Origin of the sequence: Arthrobacter sp. UNC362MFTsu5.1 (genome assembly GCF_000685965.1) — a bacterium.
In the GTDB taxonomy this organism is placed as follows: domain Bacteria; phylum Actinomycetota; class Actinomycetes; order Actinomycetales; family Micrococcaceae; genus Arthrobacter.
Genome location: NZ_JMLE01000040.1, coordinates 1 through 15,396, shown reverse-complemented (window position 1 = coordinate 15,396; position 15,396 = coordinate 1). Strand labels below are relative to the sequence as shown.

General features: G+C 68.6%; 15 protein-coding genes and 1 riboswitch. Of the genes, 13 read left to right on the top strand and 2 right to left on the bottom strand.

Features of this window, described 5'->3' with window-relative positions; translation table 11 throughout:
• Positions 1-145 precede the first annotated feature (145 nt).
• The 4 genes from BS38_RS26105 to BS38_RS0122475 all read left to right on the top strand — a co-directional run bounded on the left by BS38_RS26105 (position 146) and on the right by BS38_RS0122475 (position 2,836).
• Positions 146-1,219, top strand: coding sequence for a LacI family DNA-binding transcriptional regulator (locus tag BS38_RS26105; RefSeq protein WP_043439731.1), 1,074 nt, complete (start codon positions 146-148; stop codon positions 1,217-1,219).
• Positions 1,220-1,291: 72 nt separating this feature from the next.
• A complete protein-coding gene (locus BS38_RS26100) occupies positions 1,292-2,044 on the top strand; it encodes a hypothetical protein (RefSeq protein WP_231511414.1) in 753 nt (250 codons plus the stop codon).
• A 49-nt stretch (positions 2,045-2,093) separates the two neighbouring features.
• A riboswitch (guanidine-III (ykkC-III) riboswitch) is annotated at positions 2,094-2,159 on the top strand.
• Between the two features lie 9 nt (positions 2,160-2,168).
• Positions 2,169-2,492, top strand: a complete 324-nt coding sequence (locus tag BS38_RS0122480; RefSeq protein WP_028272797.1) for a DMT family transporter — start codon at positions 2,169-2,171, stop codon at positions 2,490-2,492.
• Positions 2,492-2,836 carry a DMT family transporter gene (locus BS38_RS0122475; RefSeq protein ID WP_028272796.1) on the top strand — a complete coding sequence of 115 codons (345 nt, stop codon included), beginning with the start codon at positions 2,492-2,494 and terminating at the stop codon, positions 2,834-2,836. Before BS38_RS0122480 ends, BS38_RS0122475 begins: the two co-directional genes overlap by 1 nt.
• Here the strand turns inward: BS38_RS0122475 and BS38_RS26095 are convergent.
• Positions 2,772-3,863 carry a LacI family DNA-binding transcriptional regulator gene (locus BS38_RS26095; RefSeq protein WP_043439729.1) on the bottom strand — a complete coding sequence of 364 codons (1,092 nt, stop codon included), beginning with the start codon at positions 3,861-3,863 and terminating at the stop codon, positions 2,772-2,774. The two genes, BS38_RS0122475 and BS38_RS26095, sit on opposite strands and share 65 nt — an antisense overlap.
• A gap of 195 nt (positions 3,864-4,058) precedes the next feature.
• Here BS38_RS26095 and pulA point away from each other — a divergent pair, with 195 nt between their 5' ends.
• The 5 genes from pulA to BS38_RS0122445 all read left to right on the top strand — a co-directional run bounded on the left by pulA (position 4,059) and on the right by BS38_RS0122445 (position 11,971).
• Positions 4,059-7,136 carry a pullulanase-type alpha-1,6-glucosidase gene (gene pulA, locus BS38_RS0122465; protein ID WP_028272795.1) on the top strand — a complete coding sequence of 1,026 codons (3,078 nt, stop codon included), beginning with the start codon at positions 4,059-4,061 and terminating at the stop codon, positions 7,134-7,136.
• 21 nt (positions 7,137-7,157) lie between these two features.
• Complete coding sequence (locus BS38_RS0122460) at positions 7,158-7,808, top strand: nucleoside/nucleotide kinase family protein (RefSeq protein ID WP_043439727.1); 651 nt, start codon at positions 7,158-7,160, stop codon at positions 7,806-7,808.
• Positions 7,809-7,985: 177 nt separating this feature from the next.
• On the top strand, positions 7,986-10,199 hold the full coding sequence (locus BS38_RS0122455) for a putative bifunctional diguanylate cyclase/phosphodiesterase (protein WP_028272793.1): 2,214 nt from the start codon (positions 7,986-7,988) through the stop codon (positions 10,197-10,199).
• A gap of 80 nt (positions 10,200-10,279) precedes the next feature.
• Positions 10,280-11,299 (top strand): aldo/keto reductase, encoded by a 1,020-nt coding sequence (locus BS38_RS0122450; RefSeq protein WP_028272792.1) that lies wholly within the window; start codon positions 10,280-10,282, stop codon positions 11,297-11,299.
• Positions 11,300-11,320: 21 nt separating this feature from the next.
• Positions 11,321-11,971: an MBL fold metallo-hydrolase gene (locus BS38_RS0122445; RefSeq protein ID WP_028272791.1), complete on the top strand. Its 651-nt coding sequence runs from the start codon at positions 11,321-11,323 to the stop codon at positions 11,969-11,971.
• Positions 11,972-12,067: 96 nt separating this feature from the next.
• Here BS38_RS0122445 and BS38_RS0122440 read toward each other — a convergent pair whose 3' ends face one another.
• Positions 12,068-13,975: a DEAD/DEAH box helicase gene (locus tag BS38_RS0122440; RefSeq protein WP_028272790.1), complete on the bottom strand. Its 1,908-nt coding sequence runs from the start codon at positions 13,973-13,975 to the stop codon at positions 12,068-12,070.
• Here BS38_RS0122440 and BS38_RS27295 point away from each other — a divergent pair, their 5' ends adjacent.
• The 4 genes from BS38_RS27295 to BS38_RS26090 form a co-directional block, all read left to right on the top strand.
• A complete protein-coding gene (locus BS38_RS27295) occupies positions 13,976-14,263 on the top strand; it encodes a hypothetical protein (RefSeq protein ID WP_156037226.1) in 288 nt (95 codons plus the stop codon).
• A gap of 178 nt (positions 14,264-14,441) precedes the next feature.
• On the top strand, positions 14,442-14,939 hold the full coding sequence (locus tag BS38_RS0122435) for an Asp23/Gls24 family envelope stress response protein (RefSeq protein ID WP_028272789.1): 498 nt from the start codon (positions 14,442-14,444) through the stop codon (positions 14,937-14,939).
• Positions 14,936-15,127: a membrane protein gene (locus BS38_RS0122430; protein ID WP_028272788.1), complete on the top strand. Its 192-nt coding sequence runs from the start codon at positions 14,936-14,938 to the stop codon at positions 15,125-15,127. Before BS38_RS0122435 ends, BS38_RS0122430 begins: the two co-directional genes overlap by 4 nt.
• Positions 15,124-15,396: hypothetical protein (locus BS38_RS26090; protein ID WP_051629105.1), on the top strand; the 273-nt coding region annotated here is incomplete at its 3' end. The genes BS38_RS0122430 and BS38_RS26090, both read left to right, overlap by 4 nt.

Below are 15,396 nucleotides of genomic sequence, written 5' to 3'. Positions count from 1 at the left end.
ATTTGATCGATCAAATTTGTGCGGTTAAATCGTCTCACACGTTAGTGTGAGACGGAAAAGACGGCGATTCGGCAGCCCTGCCGGGACGCCCGCCGGCCACTGCCTGCATTCCCAACCGTCCAGTACGCGCCCTAAGGAGCCCCATTTGGCCCGGCCCACCCTCGCCAGCCTGGCCAGAGAACTCGCAGTATCCCGGCAGACCATCTCCAACGTGCTGAACGCTCCGCACAAGGTCAAGCCCGCCACCCGGGAGCGCATCCAGGCGGCCATTGAGGCAGCCGGCTACCGGCCCAGCGCCGCCGCCCGGCAGCTGCGCACCCAGCGTTCCATGAACTTCGGCATGCGGCTCCTTCCCGCGACGGACGGAATCAACGGCGCCGTGCTGGACCGCTTCCTGCACGCGCTCACGGAAGCGGCACAGGCGGCCGGCTACCGGCTGACGCTGTTCTGCGCGGACTCGGACAGCGACGAAATCCGCCAGTATGAAGAACTGCTCGACGTCGCCGGGCTGGACGGATTCATCCTCACCTCCAGCACACCGGACGACGTGCGGACCCGCTGGCTGCAGGAACGCGGCACACCGTTCGCCGTCTTTGGCCGGCCCTGGGACGCCGCCGGCGGCCTGACCGCGGCAAGCCACTCCTGGGTGGACATTGACGGTGCCGCAGGAACGGAACAGGCCGTCCGGATGCTGCTGGCGCAGGGCCACTCCAGGATCGGTTTCCTGGGCTCGTACACGGGTAATCCTGTGGGCGCAGACCGCCGCCGCGGCTGGCTGCGCGCCATGGACGCGGCGGGCTACGGCCGGGATGTGCCCGCCCTCAGCGTGGAAGCGGAAGAAACCGTTCCCGGCGGAGCATCCGGTGCGGCCCTGTTGGCCTCGAGGGGCGCCACGGCCATTGTTTGTTCCAGCGACTCACTGGCCCTCGGGGCCGCGGAGAAGCTCCGGGAGTTACGGCCCGGCACTGCGCGGCCAGCCGTCGTGGGCTTTGACAACACTCCCGTGGCGGCCGCACTCGGCCTCTCCAGCGTGGCCCAGCCTGTGGAAGAGGCCGCGCGCCACATGATCCGCGTGCTGACCCACGAGCTGGCCGGCGACGGGACCGGCGCGGCTTCGAACCCGCCCGCCGCCCCGCCGGAAAGGCAGCTCCTCCTTGCCCCGCACGTAGTGGAACGGGTCCCGCTGCCGCTCGCGGCAACCGGCAGCAGTCCGGCCTAAAACGGGGGCCTTGCCGTTTCCCCGTCAGTGCCCTAATGTCGCCAGCTACCAGCTGAATCTCTGGAGCCGATCATGAGCGACAAGGAATCCGCACCAGCCTCGCGCGGCGCCCGCCCCGCCGTCCATCCGGCCGCGCCCGGCCCCCACACCGCCGCAGGCCAGCGCACCACTGCAGACCAGCGCACAGGCGCAGTCCATCCAGCTGGTCCGCTCGTCGCGATCGGCATCACCTGCGGCATTGCCTGGGCCGCAGGATTCCGCAGCTACATGGTGGAGCTTGTGGGCCCGGCCTCCACCTTCAGCTGGTGGGGAACCTTCGGCGCGATCCTCCTGCCCGGGGCCATTGCTGGCGGTCTCCTGGGCTGGGCGGAAGCACTCCGGCGGGCAGGCGGCCGGCGCGGATGGCGCTGGCTTGCCCTCGCGCCGCTCGCGTTAGCCATCGCCCCGCTGATCATGCCCGGCGCGGTTGCCGCACTCCTCACCGAAGGCCTCGGCGGCGGCGCAATCGCAGTCTCCCTGATGGGGATCGGCGGCGGCTATGCTTTGTCCCGCCGCGGACCCCTCTGGGCAAGGCTCGTCTGCGGCCTCGTCAGCGCAGCCCTCGCCGCGGCACTCGTCCTGGCCGGCCCCGGGATCGCCGGCGCCCGGCTCGCCTTCACTGAACCGCGCGGGGCGTGGTTTGCCGTCCTGACCGCATCGTTCATCGTTGTGTTGGCCCTCGCCTCGTCGATCCCGCACCGGACCGCCCGCTCCGGTGACCACACCACCCCTGACCGGACCGCCCCTCACCGAACCACCCCTGACCGGACCGCCCAGCCCCGGTGAGCTTGGCCACCAACGGTGGCCCCCGCCGTCGGGCGTTGCTACGCTGGGACCAAGGTTCCCCTTCGGGACCTCCGGACGACGGTTCAGTACCCGGCACGCGACAAGACTGGCCAAAGGATCTGTCATGTCGTGGTTAATCCTCATCCTCTCCGGTGCGCTCGAGGCCGTCTGGGCCGCAGCGCTGCACAAGACGTCCCAGGCCAAGGGCCTCCGGCGCATCCTGCCCGCAACAGTCTTCCTCGTCTCAGTCATCGCCAGCACCGGCGGGCTGGCCCTCGCGATGCAGTCCATCCCCACCGGCACCGCCTACGCGGTGTGGGTGGGCGTCGGCGTGGTGCTCACCTCCGCCTACGCGATCGTCAGCAAAGTGGAACGCGCGACGGCGGCACGGCTGCTGCTGCTCGCCGGGATCGCCGCGTCCGTGGTGGGCCTGAAGGTGGTGGCGTGATGACCAAGAACGCGACTGCCTGGCTGGTCCTGCTCGCTTCCGCCGTGCTGGAAGCCGTGTGGGCCACCGCCCTGGGGCTGTCCGACGGCTTCTCCCAGGCGCTGCCGACCGCCGTCTTTGCCGTCACCGCAACCCTGAGCATGGCGGGACTGGGGGTCGCCGTGAAGTCGATCCCGCTCGGGACCGCCTACGCCGTCTGGGTGGGCATCGGCGCCGCCCTGACTGTGGGCTGGGCGATGGCCACCGGCGTCGAGCCCGCCAACCCGCTCAAGCTGCTGTTCATCGCCGGGATCGTGGGCTGCGCGGCGGGGCTGAAGCTGCTGCCACAGGAGCAGGCCCGGTAGAGCCGCGCACCACCAGGTCGGACGCCAGCACCACCGGCGAGCGCGTGGAGTGTTCGCCGGCAATTTCGGCTGCCAGGGCATGGACGGCGGCGTGCGCGATCGCAGCGACGGGCTGCCGGAGCGTGGTCAGCGGCGGATTCGTGAGCGCCATCAGCGGTGAATCATCGAAACCGACGATGGACACGTCTTCCGGCACGCGCAGCCCCCTGGCCTGGGCCGCCCGGATGGCGCCCAGCGCCATCACGTCGGACGCGCACACGATGGCCGTGTGGCCGGAGTCCAGCAGCTCATTGGCCGCACTCTGGCCGCCTTCCACCGTGAACATGCTGGTGGCCGTGTGCGGTTCCGGGTCCTCAATGCCCAGGTACTCGGCGAGCGCGGCGCGGAATCCGGCCAGCTTCTGCCTGCTGGGGATGAAGCGGTGCGGGCCGATGGCGAGGCCGACTTTCCGGTGCCCCAGGCTGGCAAGGTGCTGCACCGCGGTGCTGATGGCCGCGGCGTCGTCATTGGACACGGAGGCGGCCGGCAGTTCCTGGCGGACGCCGTTGACCAGGACGAACGGAATGCCGCGGCCGCGCAGCCGGTGGTAGCGCTCCAGGCTGGCCTGGCCGTCGGCATGTGAGCTGCAGATAAAAATGATGCCGGAGGCCTCCTGCGCCACGAGCATCTCGATGTACTCGTCCTCGGAGCGTCCCCCGCCGGGCAAAGCACAGAGCACCGGGATGAAGTCCTCCTGGGACAGGAGCGACACGACCGTCTGCGCGATTGCCGGAAAGATCGGGTTGGTCAGGTCCGGGACGATGATCCCCACCTGGCCGCGGGTGGTGCTGCGTGCGCGGTCCGGGCGCTCGTAGCCGAGGTCGTCCATTGCTGCGAGTACGGCCTGCCGCACCTCGCGCGACACGCCCTTGCGGCCATTGACCACCCGGGACACCGTGGCGATGCTGACCCCGACCTTCCGGGCCAGGTCCTCCAGCTTCGGTCGCTCCGGGGCGGCCGGGTCTGTGCGGCCCGCTGTCGTGCTCATAAGGCTCCTTCACCGGAACGGCTGTCCGGAAGTCATGGTGTTTCCAGTGTACGTAAACGGCACGTCGCGTTGCATGAAAACAGAACGCTCTATTTTCAGTAAATGGTTGACGTGCGTCACAGGAGGTCCTTAGGCTCGTCGGTATCCCCGCTCACCGCCGATGCCGTTCTGGGGCATTGCCAAGGAAGGTCTCCCATGATTCGCCACTCCCGCCCGCCCGGGTCCCCGCCCGCCCTCAACAGGAAACTCCTGGCAGCGCTGGCCGCGGCCTGCGCTGCGCCCCTCACCCTGGGCGGCCTTGCCCTCCCCGCATTTGCGGACCACACCGCCACTCCGGTGGCTGTGGCGCTGGTGGGTTCGCTGCAGTCCGAAATCGGCTGCCCCGGAGACTGGCAGCCGGAGTGCACCGCCAGCAGGCTGCTGCCGGTGGAGGGATCCGCAACCCTCTACCGGGCCACCTTCGATGTCCCCGCCGGCACCTACGCCATGAAGGTCGCCCTCAACAATTCATGGGACGAGAACTACGGGGCCGGAGGAGCGGCAGGTGGCGGCGACATCGTCCTGAACGCGCCGGGAGGACCCGTGACGTTCACGTACGACCACGCCAGCCACACCCTCACTGACGACGTTCCGGATGCGCTCGGAGCCGACGCCGGCGCACACTGGCTGACGGCGGACACCATCGCCTGGAAGGCTCCGGCGGCCGAAGGTACGCAGTACCGGCTTTACAGCGCGCCCGACGGCGGCCTGGCGGTTGCGGACGGACAGGTCACCGGCGGCTCCTCCCTCCCGCTCGAGCGGGATGCCGACGGCCTGGACGCCGGCCTGGCGGCCAAATACCCGCATCTGGCGGGCCTTGCCTCCCTGCGGCTGACGGAAGCCGACGCGCTCCGGGCCAAGGAACTGCTCAAGGGCCAGCTGCTCGTGGCCGCCGTCGGGGCGGACGGCAAGGTCACGGCCGCCACCGGAGTCCAGGTCCCCGGCGTCCTGGACACCATCTACCCCGAAGCGGCGGAGCAGGAACTTGGGCTGACCTGGCAGGGCAAGCGTCCGGAGCTTTCGCTGTGGGCACCCACTGCCCGGAGTGTCACCGTCCACGCCTACGCCTCCGGATCCGGCGGCGAGCCCGTGGCCAGCAGGGCCATGAAGCCCTCCGGCGACGGCGTCTGGTCCGTCACCGGGGACAAGGACTGGAACGGCGCCTACTACCTGTACGAGGTGGAGGTCTTCGTCCCGGAAACCGGAAAGGTTGAACGCAACCTCGTCACGGACCCGTACAGCGTGGGCCTCTCCGCCAACTCGGAACGCAGCCTCTTCGTGGACCTCGAGGACAAGTCGCTGGCGCCGGCAGGCTGGGCCAAGCTGCAGAAGCCCGCGCTCAGCAAGCCGGAGGACCTCTCCCTGTACGAACTGCATGTGCGCGACTTTTCCATCACTGACGACTCCGTTCCGGCCGAGCACCGCGGCACCTACAAGGCGTTCACCGACACTGGCAGCAACGGCATGAAGCGCATGCGGGAACTGGCGGACGCCGGGATGAACGCCGTCCACCTGCTGCCCGTCAACGACATCGGCACCATCGAGGAGCGCCGCAGCGAACAGCGTGAACCGGTCTGTGACCTGGCCGCCCTTCCCGCCGATTCCGAGGAACAGCAGGCCTGTGTCGCCGAAACGGCGGCCAGGGACGGCTTCAACTGGGGCTACGATCCCCTGCACTACACAACGCCGGAAGGCTCCTACTCCACCAACCCGGAGGGGGCCACCAGGATCACGGAATTCCGTGAAATGGTGGCCGCCCTCAACACCACCGGCGCGAGGGTCATCCAGGACGTCGTCTACAACCACACGTCGAGTGCCGGCCAGTCCGGGAGCAACAACCTCGACCGGATCGTGCCGGGCTACTACCACCGCCTGAACGCCGTCACCGGATCCCTGGAGACGTCCACGTGCTGCGCCAACACGGCCACCGAGAACACCATGATGGGCAAGCTCATGGTCGATTCCCTGGTGACCCTGGCCAGGACCTACAAGCTGGACGGTTTCCGCTTCGACCTCATGGGCCACCACTCAAAGCAGAACATGCTGGACGTCAGGGCGGCCCTCGATCAGCTGACCCTGTCCAAGGACGGCGTAGACGGCAAGAACATCACCCTGTACGGCGAGGGCTGGAACTTCGGCGAGGTGGCCAACAACGCCAGGTTCGTCCAGGCCACCCAGGCAAACATGGCCGGGACCGGCATCGCCACGTTCAACGACCGGCTGCGCGACGCCGTCCGCGGCGGAGGCCCGTTCGACCCCGATCCGCGGGTCCAGGGCTTCGCTTCCGGACTGTTCACGGACCCCAACGATTCGCCGGCCAACGGCACCCCGGAACAGCAGAAAGCCGCCCTCCTCCTCGCCCAGGACCTGGTGAAGGTGGGCCTGACCGGCAACCTGAAGGACTACTCCTTCATCGACCGCACCGGCGCCACGGTCAAGGGCGCGGACGTTCCGTACAACGGCGCCCCTGCCGGGTACACAAGCGACCCGCAGGAAGCCATCACCTACGTTGAAGCCCACGACAACGAGACGCTGTTCGACGCCCTCGCCCTGAAACTCCCGCAGGACACGGCCATGGCGGACCGCACACGGATGCAGACCCTCGCGCTCAGCACCACCGCCTTCGGCCAGGGCATCTCCTTCTGGCACGCCGGCGGCGAATCCCTGCGCAGCAAGTCCCTGGACCGCAACAGCTACGATTCCGGCGACTGGTTCAACGTCCTGGACCACACGGATGCCACCAACGGCTTCGGCCGCGGCCTGCCGCCCAAGGCTGACAACGAGGACAAGTACGGCTACATGCGCCCGCTGCTGGCGGATCCGGCCCAGAAGCCGGTGTCCGCGGAGATCGCGGAAGCCCGCGGACGTGCCGCGGAACTGCTGCAGATCCGCAAGAGCACACCGCTGTTCCACCTCGGCGAGGCGGCGCTGGTGCAGCAGAAGGTGTCCTTCCCGGCCGGCGGCCCGGACCAGGCCCCCGGCGTGGTGGTGATGCGCATTGACGACTCCGTCGGGACGGACGTGGACCGGAACCTGCGCGGACTCGTGGTGGTGTTCAACGCATCGGACGAGGCCACCAGCCAAACGGTGGCCGGTACCGCAGGGGCAACCTTTACCCTGCACCCGGTGCAGGCCGGCGGCATCGATTCCGTGGTCAAGACGGCCACGCATGACACGGCGTCCGGGACGTTCACCGTCCCGGCCCGCACCGTGGCGGTGTTCCAGGCAAAATAGCCGCGGATTAGGCTGGTGCCCATGGCATCTTCCCCGCCGGACGCACTCCGGCATCCCGACGTGACGGCGGCCGTAGCGGACCTGCGCGGCCGCCTGGCGACGGGGAGCCGGATACTGCTCGGCATCACGGGCTCGCCGGGGTCCGGGAAATCGACCTTTGCGGCCGCCCTGCACACCCTCTTTGGCCCGGACGTTGCCGTGGTGGTGCCGATGGACGGCTTCCATCTGGGCAACGCGATTATTGAGGGCACGCCGCTGCGGCAGCGCAAGGGGGCCATCGACACGTTCGACGTCGGCGGTTACCTCTCGCTGCTGCGGCGGCTGGCGCGCCGGGATGAGGCAGTGGTTTACGCGCCGGATTTCCGGCGCGCGATCGACGAACCGGTGGCGGCCTCCATTGCCGTGCCGGCCTCCGTCCCGCTGGTGATCACCGAAGGGAACTACCTCCTGGCGGACCACCCGGTCTGGCAACAGGTCCGGGCGCAGCTGGACGAGGTCTGGTTCATGGATACTTCCGCGGCTCTTCGCCTCGAGCGGCTGGTGGACCGGCACGTGCACTTCGGCATGGCCCGGCCCGCCGCGGAGGAATGGGCCGCCGGTTCCGACGAGGCGAACGCCCGGCTGATCGAAGCCACCCGCGGCGCGGCGGACCGGGTCATTCCCTGGTCCTAGGGTTTCCCGTTCGTTGAACCGCTGGCCGGCCGGAGTTTCCGTACGTCTTATTTCCGCGGCAAACCGCCCAAGGCCGCGGAGCCCTGTTAGCCTGCTCCCTAGGATCACCGGACCATCATCGGGTCTCAGCCGGTGGCTGGATCCCCCGTGGTTCCTGGACGCAGAGGACAACAGCACATGGATGCGCACGCGCCGGGCAATGCTTCAGGAACAGCCGCCACACCACCGGAGGACCCCGTAGCCGGGGCTGCCGTAACCGGGGCTGCGTCGGGGCGGACCTGGAGCCTCCGGCGCGAATGGTCCAGGGCGTTCCTGCTCATGCTCGCCGCACTGCTGATCGGCGCCGTCGTCACGATCGTGGGCGTGCGCGGCCTGATGGACCAGGTGCAGGAAACATCCGGCCGGCTCCAGCTCGAGCTCGAAAAAGTCGAGGCCCTCCGGTCAGCCCTCGACGGCCACGAGCAGCTGGGGCACCAGCTGCTCTCCAACGCACCCGTTGACCGCTCCGCGTTCCTCCGGCAGCAGGAGGAGGTTTCCCGCCTCTTCGAGGACGTTGGCGCGGTGCTGCCGGCTGAAACGGAAGTGCGGGAAACAATCGCCGCCACCCGGCAGTCCTGGCAGGAAGCCTTGACGGACCATGGCCTGTGGGGCAGCCAGGTGCTTTCGCTCCGGGGCAGCCATGTGGAGGAGACCCCGGCATTGGCTGCCGCCAGCGCGGGAATCCGCACCCGGCTGGCGGATATCCGGCGCTACTCCCTGAGCGAAATGGATAACGGACTCGCGCACAGCGCCGAACTCGAACGGTTCCTGGTCATCGCCCGCAGCATCCTGTTCGTGGTGGCGGTGGGCGCCACGGTGTACTTCCGCCGCAGGATGGTCAAGGACCTCATGCGCCCGGTAGGGAGCCTGCACCAGGGTGTCCGCAAGCTGCAGGCCGGCAACTATAAACACCGCATCGAGGTCTTCCGCCGCGACGAACTTGGCGAGCTGGCGGACGCGTTCAACGGCATGGCCGCCGCTGTCCACAGCAGCCATGAGGCCCTCACCCACCGGGCGACGCACGACCCCCTCACCGGCCTGGCAAACCGGGCGGCCCTGATGGAACGCCTCACCGCGTCCTTTGGGGCCGGAAGCACCCGCAGGAACCGGAACGAAGGACTGCTGTTCATCGACATCGATGACTTCAAGGAGGTCAACGATTCGCTGGGACACGAGCGGGGTGATGCGCTGCTCATCCAACTGGCCGGCCGCCTGAAGGGCTGCGTACGCTCCGACGACGTGGTTGCCCGGCTCGGCGGGGACGAGTTCGCGATTGTGGTGATGGACGACGACGCCGGCTCCGTCACCGCCGCAATCGCCGAACGGATCCACGGGGCATTGCGCGCACCGTTCTTCGTCGGCGACGACCGCCTGACCGTCACAGCCAGCATGGGTGCGGCACAGCGCCGTCCGGAAACCACAGACGCTGCCGAGCTGCTGCGGCAGGCGGACTTCGCGATGTATATGGCCAAGCACGGCGGAAAGGCCCGCTTCCAGCTTTTTGACGCCGAGGGCTACGACCATATGACCTACCGCGCCGCCCTCAAACGGGACCTGGCCTCCGCCGTGCCCGCCGGCCAGCTCCGCCTCGAATACCAGCCCATTGCCGACCTGACCAGCGGAGCCATCCTCGGGTTGGAAGCGCTGGTGCGCTGGGAGCACCCTACGCTGGGGCTGCTGGCGCCGTCGGAGTTCATTCCGCTCGCCGAGGAGACCGGCGACATCGACGCCGTCGGCTGCTGGGTGCTGGACAACGCGAGCCGTCAGGCGGCCGGCTGGCGGACCTCCCTGCCGCACTGCGAAGGGCTCTGGATTGCCATCAACCTCTCCACCATCCAGCTACCCAACCCGCGGAACCTGGCCGCCATCAAACGCATCCTTGCCGACCCCGCGGCGCAGGCGGACAAGGTGGTGCTCGAAGTCACCGAAACAGCCCTTGCCGGCAGCACGGACGGCGGGATCGCCGCGCTCAAGACCCTGAAGGAAACCGGTGTGCGGGTGGCCATCGACGACTTCGGGACCGGGTATTCCTCGCTGAGCTCCCTGGCGGTGCTGCCGGCGGACATCCTCAAGATTGACCGTTCCTTCCTTGGGCGGCAATCGTCCGAGGTGCAGTCGGCGGCAATGCTCGAAGGCATCCTCGGGCTTGCCCGCATGCTCTCCCTTGAAGTTATTGCCGAAGGTGTGGAGGAGCCCGGACAGCTGGACCTCCTCCGTGCCCTGGATTGCCGGATGGGCCAAGGCTACTTCCTGGCCCGGCCGGGTTCCGCCGAGGCAATCGAAACGCTCCTGGCTTCGGGTGCCCGCCTGCAGCCCGGCCCGGCGGCGCTCGAGCGCGCCGTCGATTCATAAGGAATACTGGCCTTCCCGCGGGAGTTCTTGGCTAGGACGGCACTTCCCTGAATACGCAAAGCAGCGAATTGGAGACCCCCATGGCACCGGTACCCGCACCATTGGTCCACCTCGGCGACGGCTTGAACGTCAGCCCGTTAGGGTTCGGCGGCATGGCCCTCACCCCGGTCTACGGCGAAGTGGACCAGGGTGAGGCGCTGCGCACGCTCCACCATGCCGTCGACGCGGGCGTCAGTTTCATCGACACCGCGGACATTTACGGTGGCGGCAGCAATGAGGAACTGATCGCGCAGCTACTGAAGGAACGCCGGGGCGAAGTGCAGCTGGCCACGAAGTTCGGGCTGGTGGGCACTCCCGCCAGCGGCTACACCGACGTCCGGGGAGAGGCGGGCTACATCCGGCAGGCAGTGGAAGCCAGCCTCCGGCGCCTGGGCACCGACACCATTGACCTGTACTACATGCACCGCCGCGACCTCCGCGTTCCGATTGTGGAAACCGTGGAGGCCATGGCGGCGCTGGTGCAGCAGGGCAAGGTGCGGCACCTCGGCCTGTCAGAAGTGACGGCAGAGGAGCTGCGGGAGGCCAGCACCGTCCACCCGATCGCCGCGGTCCAGAGCGAATGGTCCATCTGGAGCCGCGATGTGGAACGCAACGTTGTTCCCGCGGCGGCCGCGCTTGGGGTGGGGTTTGTGCCCTATTCGCCGCTGGGCCGGGGATTCCTCACCGGCACAGTGGACGCTTCTAAACTCGGGAGCGGCGACTTCCGCCGCAACATCCCCCGCTTCGCCGCTGGCGCGGCGGATGCCAACCAGGGGGTGGTGGCCGCAGTGCAGGCCGTCGCCGGCGAGCTCACCGTCGCCGGCAAGCCGGCGACACCGGCCCAGGTGGCTCTCGCCTGGCTGTTTGCCCAGGGCAAACGGCTCGGCCTGCCCGTGGTTCCCATCCCGGGCACGCGCAAGGCGGAACGGATCGACGAGAACCTGGGTTCGCTGGCGCTGGACTTCACCGGCGCGCAACTGGAGATGCTCGACGCCGCTGCGGACGCCGTCGTCGGCTCCCGCTCAGCGGACCCCAACTGGGTGTCCCAGGGCCGTGAGTAGGGCGTCCGTAGACTGAAGCCCATGGATTCCCTCATTCACGACCTGCGTGACATCACCATCCGCCGGATTTCTGTCAGCGAGATGGACAACAACGTGTACCTGCTCACCAGCAAGGCGTCGGGCGCGCAGCTCCTGATCGATGCGGCCGATGATCTGGCCGCCATCCAGGGGCTGCTCGCCGACTCCGCCGCGGACACCTCCGCGACGCCGAAGCTGGCGTTGATTGCCACCACCCACCAGCACTGGGACCACGTCCGTGCGCTGCCGGCCCTGGTGGAGGCCACCGGGGTGAAGACCGCGGCCGGGACGGATGACGCCCCGGAGCTGCCCGTGCCGGTGGATGTGCTGCTGGATCACGGGGACGTCGGCAACTTCGACGGCTTCGACGTGACGGCTGTGCACCTGCGCGGCCACACACCGGGGTCCGTGGCGCTGGTGTACCAGGACCCGGCAGGCCCTGCGCACATCTTCTCCGGCGATTCGCTGTTTCCCGGCGGAGTGGGCAACACGCAGAAGGATCCGGAACGCTTCCACCAGCTGATCACCGATGTCAGCGAGCGGCTGTTCGATGTGTACCCGGATGACACCGTGGTGCACCCGGGCCACGGCAAGCCCACCACCCTCGGCGCTGAACGCCCGCACCTTGAGGAGTGGCGCGTCCGCGGCTGGTAAGGCCTGGGTTAACAACCGATCGAGTGCTCCGTAACGGCCGTCATGAACCTTCTAAACGGCGGTTACGGAGCACTCGATGGTCGTTAAGCGGGCTTTTTAGCGGCTGCGGCGTTCGTTCGACGCCGGAGCTGACGCACGGCGGGGGCCGCCGCTGCGTGCCGGACGGCCTTCGCCGGAACGGCCGTTGCCGCCGCCGGAGTAGGAGCCGCCCGAGGTGCCGCCGGTGTTGGAGGACCAGACTGCGGCGTTGCCGCCGGCCGAGCCGGACTTGCTGCCGGCAGCGGCGCGCTGGCCGGTTGCCGGACGTCCGCTGCGCTGGCCGCCCGTTGCTCCGCCGGTGCGGGGAGCGCCACTGCGCGGTGCGCCACCGGTGCGGGGAGCACTGGTGCGGGTTGCGCCGCCGCGGGCGTCGCCACGGGCGTCGGTTGCACGTGCGTCAGACCCGCGGCCGGCCGATGCACGGCCACCTGCTGCGGGAACGTCGTTGTGGTGCGAGTACGCAGTGGCACGGCCGCGGCCGCGGGCATTGCGGCGCTCGGCGCGCTCGGCGTCGGCGCGGTCCTGGTTCTTTTCCGCCACGCGCTCAGCGGCGTTGCGGGCAGCGGCCTGGCCTTCATAAGCCACGGCGCGTCGCTCGGAACGCGGAAGATCGGTGCGGGGAGCTTCAGCCGAAACCCGGCCGCGGCCGCCACGTCCGCCGCGGCCACCGGCGGTGGGCGCTGCCTGTGTGGTGCGGCGTGCGCGCTTGCGCTCCGCGTTTGCACCGGTGGAGGTGCCGCCGCCCTGGTTGGACTTGGCGGCCAGCAGTGCGGCGCGGGTGCGCGGATCGATCTTGTCGGCCATTTCGCCCACCAGTTCTGCAACCAGCGGGGAGTTGGCGGTGACGCGCTCGAAGTTGACCTCGACGCCGGCAGCCTTCATGAGCTTCTTGACGTCGGACTGCTGCTCCGGGAGGGTCAGCGTGACCACGGTGCCGTCGGAACCTGCGCGGGCCGTACGGCCCGAGCGGTGCAGGTATGCCTTGTGCTCCGTGGGCGGGTCAACGTGGATCACCAGTTCGACGTCGTCCACGTGGACGCCGCGGGCGGCGACGTCGGTGGCCACCAGGACGCGGACGTCGCCGGAGGAGAACTCGGCGAGGTTGCGGTCACGGGCGTTCTGCGAAAGGTTGCCGTGCAGGTCGACGGCGGGGATGCCGGCGTCAGTCAGGGTCTTGGCAAGCTTGCGGGCGTGGTGCTTGGTGCGCATGAAGAGCACGCGGCGGCCGGCACCCGAGGCGAGCTCGACGATCAGCTGCTTCTTGACGGTCTGGTCGTTGACCACCAGGACATGGTGTTCCATGGTGGTGACCGCGGCCTGCGGGTCATCCACGGAGTGGGTCAGCGGGTTGGACAGGTAGCGCTGGACGATCTTGTCCACGCCGTTGTCCAGGGTGGCGGAGAACAGCAGTCGCTGGCCCTGGCTCGGGGTCATGTCCATGAGCTTCTTGACCACCGGGAGGAAGCCGAGGTCCGCCATGTGGTCGGCCTCATCCAGCACGGTGACCTCAACGGCTTCGAGGGTCAGGATGCGCTGGCGGATCAGGTCCTCCAGGCGGCCCGGGCAGGCGATGACAATGTCGACGCCGGCGCGCAGCGCCTTTTCCTGGCGTGCCTGGGAGATGCCGCCGTAGATCACGGTGGTGTTCAGGCCCATGGCCTTGGCCATCGGCTCGATGGTGGCGTTGATCTGGGTGGCCAGCTCGCGGGTCGGTGCAAGGACGAGGCCCATCGGGCGGCCGGGCTTGCGGAAGTGCTTGGCTTCCCGCTCAGCGAGTCGTGCTACAAGCGGGATGGCGAAGGCAATGGTCTTGCCGGAGCCGGTGCGGCCGCGGCCCAGGACGTCGCGTCCGGCCAGGGTGTCCGGGAGGGTCTTGACCTGAATGGGGAACGGTTCAACGATTCCCTGCGCGGTCAGTGTTTCGGCGAGTGCTTTGGGCGTGCCGAGGGCAGCAAAAGTAGTCATGTGTTTCAAGGTCTTTCAGGCGGTATCCGTGCGGATATCGGCCCCGGTGCCGGTTGGCCCAGGGGTTCGCCGAAGAAAAGTCAGGTGATCAACCGGATTGCCGCCAACCTTGCGGTAGCGGCGGACGGGACCAAATGGAACGCGTTCATCGACGCAGGATGTGCCTCTCACATGAAAAAAACCCACTCCCTGCCGGACAAAGCCTTTGGGGGGATCCGGTTGATGAACCGAAGCTGTTCAACCGAATACAAAGTGGGCATCACTGCACATCAAGTTCCACCAGTCTAGCATCCGGCGGGCTTCCCGCCCGAACGGGCGCTGCTTCGGGGCGGGCCGTCGCTGTAAGGAGCGGACCGGATGTGACGGGGTTCACACGGAATTGACCGTGAGGTTTGCCGTGCCGGCTGCGTCTTACTGATGTCGGCACCACCGCGGTGCCGGCACCAGACCACCAGGAGTGATTGTTGTGACGACCCAGCCCCAGGCTAAGACCCCCGCAGATGTGACCACGCCCCGGACCGCCGCCGCACCGGCAGTTCCCGCTGACCAGGTTGTGCACGCCGGCAAGGACGGCCGGGGCGCCACCACTGTCGCGGACGGCGTGGTGGCGAAGATCGCCGGCATCGCCATCCAGGAGATCGAGGGCGTGTACGCCCTTGGCGGCGGCGCAGCCCGCGCCATCGGTTCCCTGCGCGAACGCGTGGGCCAGAAAGACCTGACTCAGGGCGTCAACGTGGAAGTCGGCCAGACGCAGGTGGCCGTGGACGTAACCCTTGTGGTGGAGTACCCGCACGCGTTGCAGAAGGTGGCGGATGATGCCCGGGACGCCGTCTACACCGCCATTGAGGACCTTGTGGGCATGGAGGTCACCGAGGTCAACGTGACCATCACGGACATCCACGTGCCGTCCGATGACGACGACGAGGCTGACCAGGCAGTCCGCCGGGAATCGCGGGTAGCTTGAGTCCCGCGCTGGCCGGAACCGCGATCGGCGCCGTCCTTGCCTTAGCCGCCCTTGCCTTCGGGTTTTGGGGCTTCCTCCTGGCCGGCCTCCTGATGGCGGCCGGCGGGGCCGCGGGGCGGGCAGCGGAAGGCCGACTGGACCTGCGCGGAGCCCTGGATGCCCTGCGCGGAAAGCGTTCGTCCCCGTGAGCGGCGGGCCGGCGCCGCAGCGTGCGGAGAGTCGCTTCGACGGTACGGAGCGGCGGGCGGGCCACACCCGGATCACGTCACGGGCGCTGACGCAGGCCGTGGAGGCGGTCACCGCGCAGGCCTTCGGGCTGCCGGCCGGCACTGCGACGGCGGGTTTGCGGGACGACGCCGGGCTGCTCGCCATCACGGTGGCGGTACCGCTGGCCCTGCCGCCCCTCCTGGGGCCGCCGGCGGCGGACCACGTACCCGATGTCCACGTACCCGATGTC

Excerpts from the sequence above, each read along its gene's own strand:
- BS38_RS26100 (WP_231511414.1), top strand. The coding sequence starts at position 1,292 with ATGAGCGACAAGGAATCCGCACCAGCCTCGCGCGGCGCCCGCCCCGCC.
- BS38_RS0122480 (WP_028272797.1), top strand. The coding sequence starts at position 2,169 with ATGTCGTGGTTAATCCTCATCCTCTCCGGTGCGCTCGAGGCCGTCTGG.
- BS38_RS0122475 (WP_028272796.1), top strand. The coding sequence starts at position 2,492 with ATGACCAAGAACGCGACTGCCTGGCTGGTCCTGCTCGCTTCCGCCGTG.
- BS38_RS26095 (WP_043439729.1), bottom strand. The coding sequence starts at position 3,863 with ATGAGCACGACAGCGGGCCGCACAGACCCGGCCGCCCCGGAGCGACCG.
- pulA (WP_028272795.1), top strand. The coding sequence starts at position 4,059 with ATGATTCGCCACTCCCGCCCGCCCGGGTCCCCGCCCGCCCTCAACAGG.
- BS38_RS0122460 (WP_043439727.1), top strand. The coding sequence starts at position 7,158 with ATGGCATCTTCCCCGCCGGACGCACTCCGGCATCCCGACGTGACGGCG.
- BS38_RS0122455 (WP_028272793.1), top strand. The coding sequence starts at position 7,986 with ATGGATGCGCACGCGCCGGGCAATGCTTCAGGAACAGCCGCCACACCA.
- BS38_RS0122450 (WP_028272792.1), top strand. The coding sequence starts at position 10,280 with ATGGCACCGGTACCCGCACCATTGGTCCACCTCGGCGACGGCTTGAAC.
- BS38_RS0122445 (WP_028272791.1), top strand. The coding sequence starts at position 11,321 with ATGGATTCCCTCATTCACGACCTGCGTGACATCACCATCCGCCGGATT.
- BS38_RS0122440 (WP_028272790.1), bottom strand. The coding sequence starts at position 13,975 with ATGACTACTTTTGCTGCCCTCGGCACGCCCAAAGCACTCGCCGAAACA.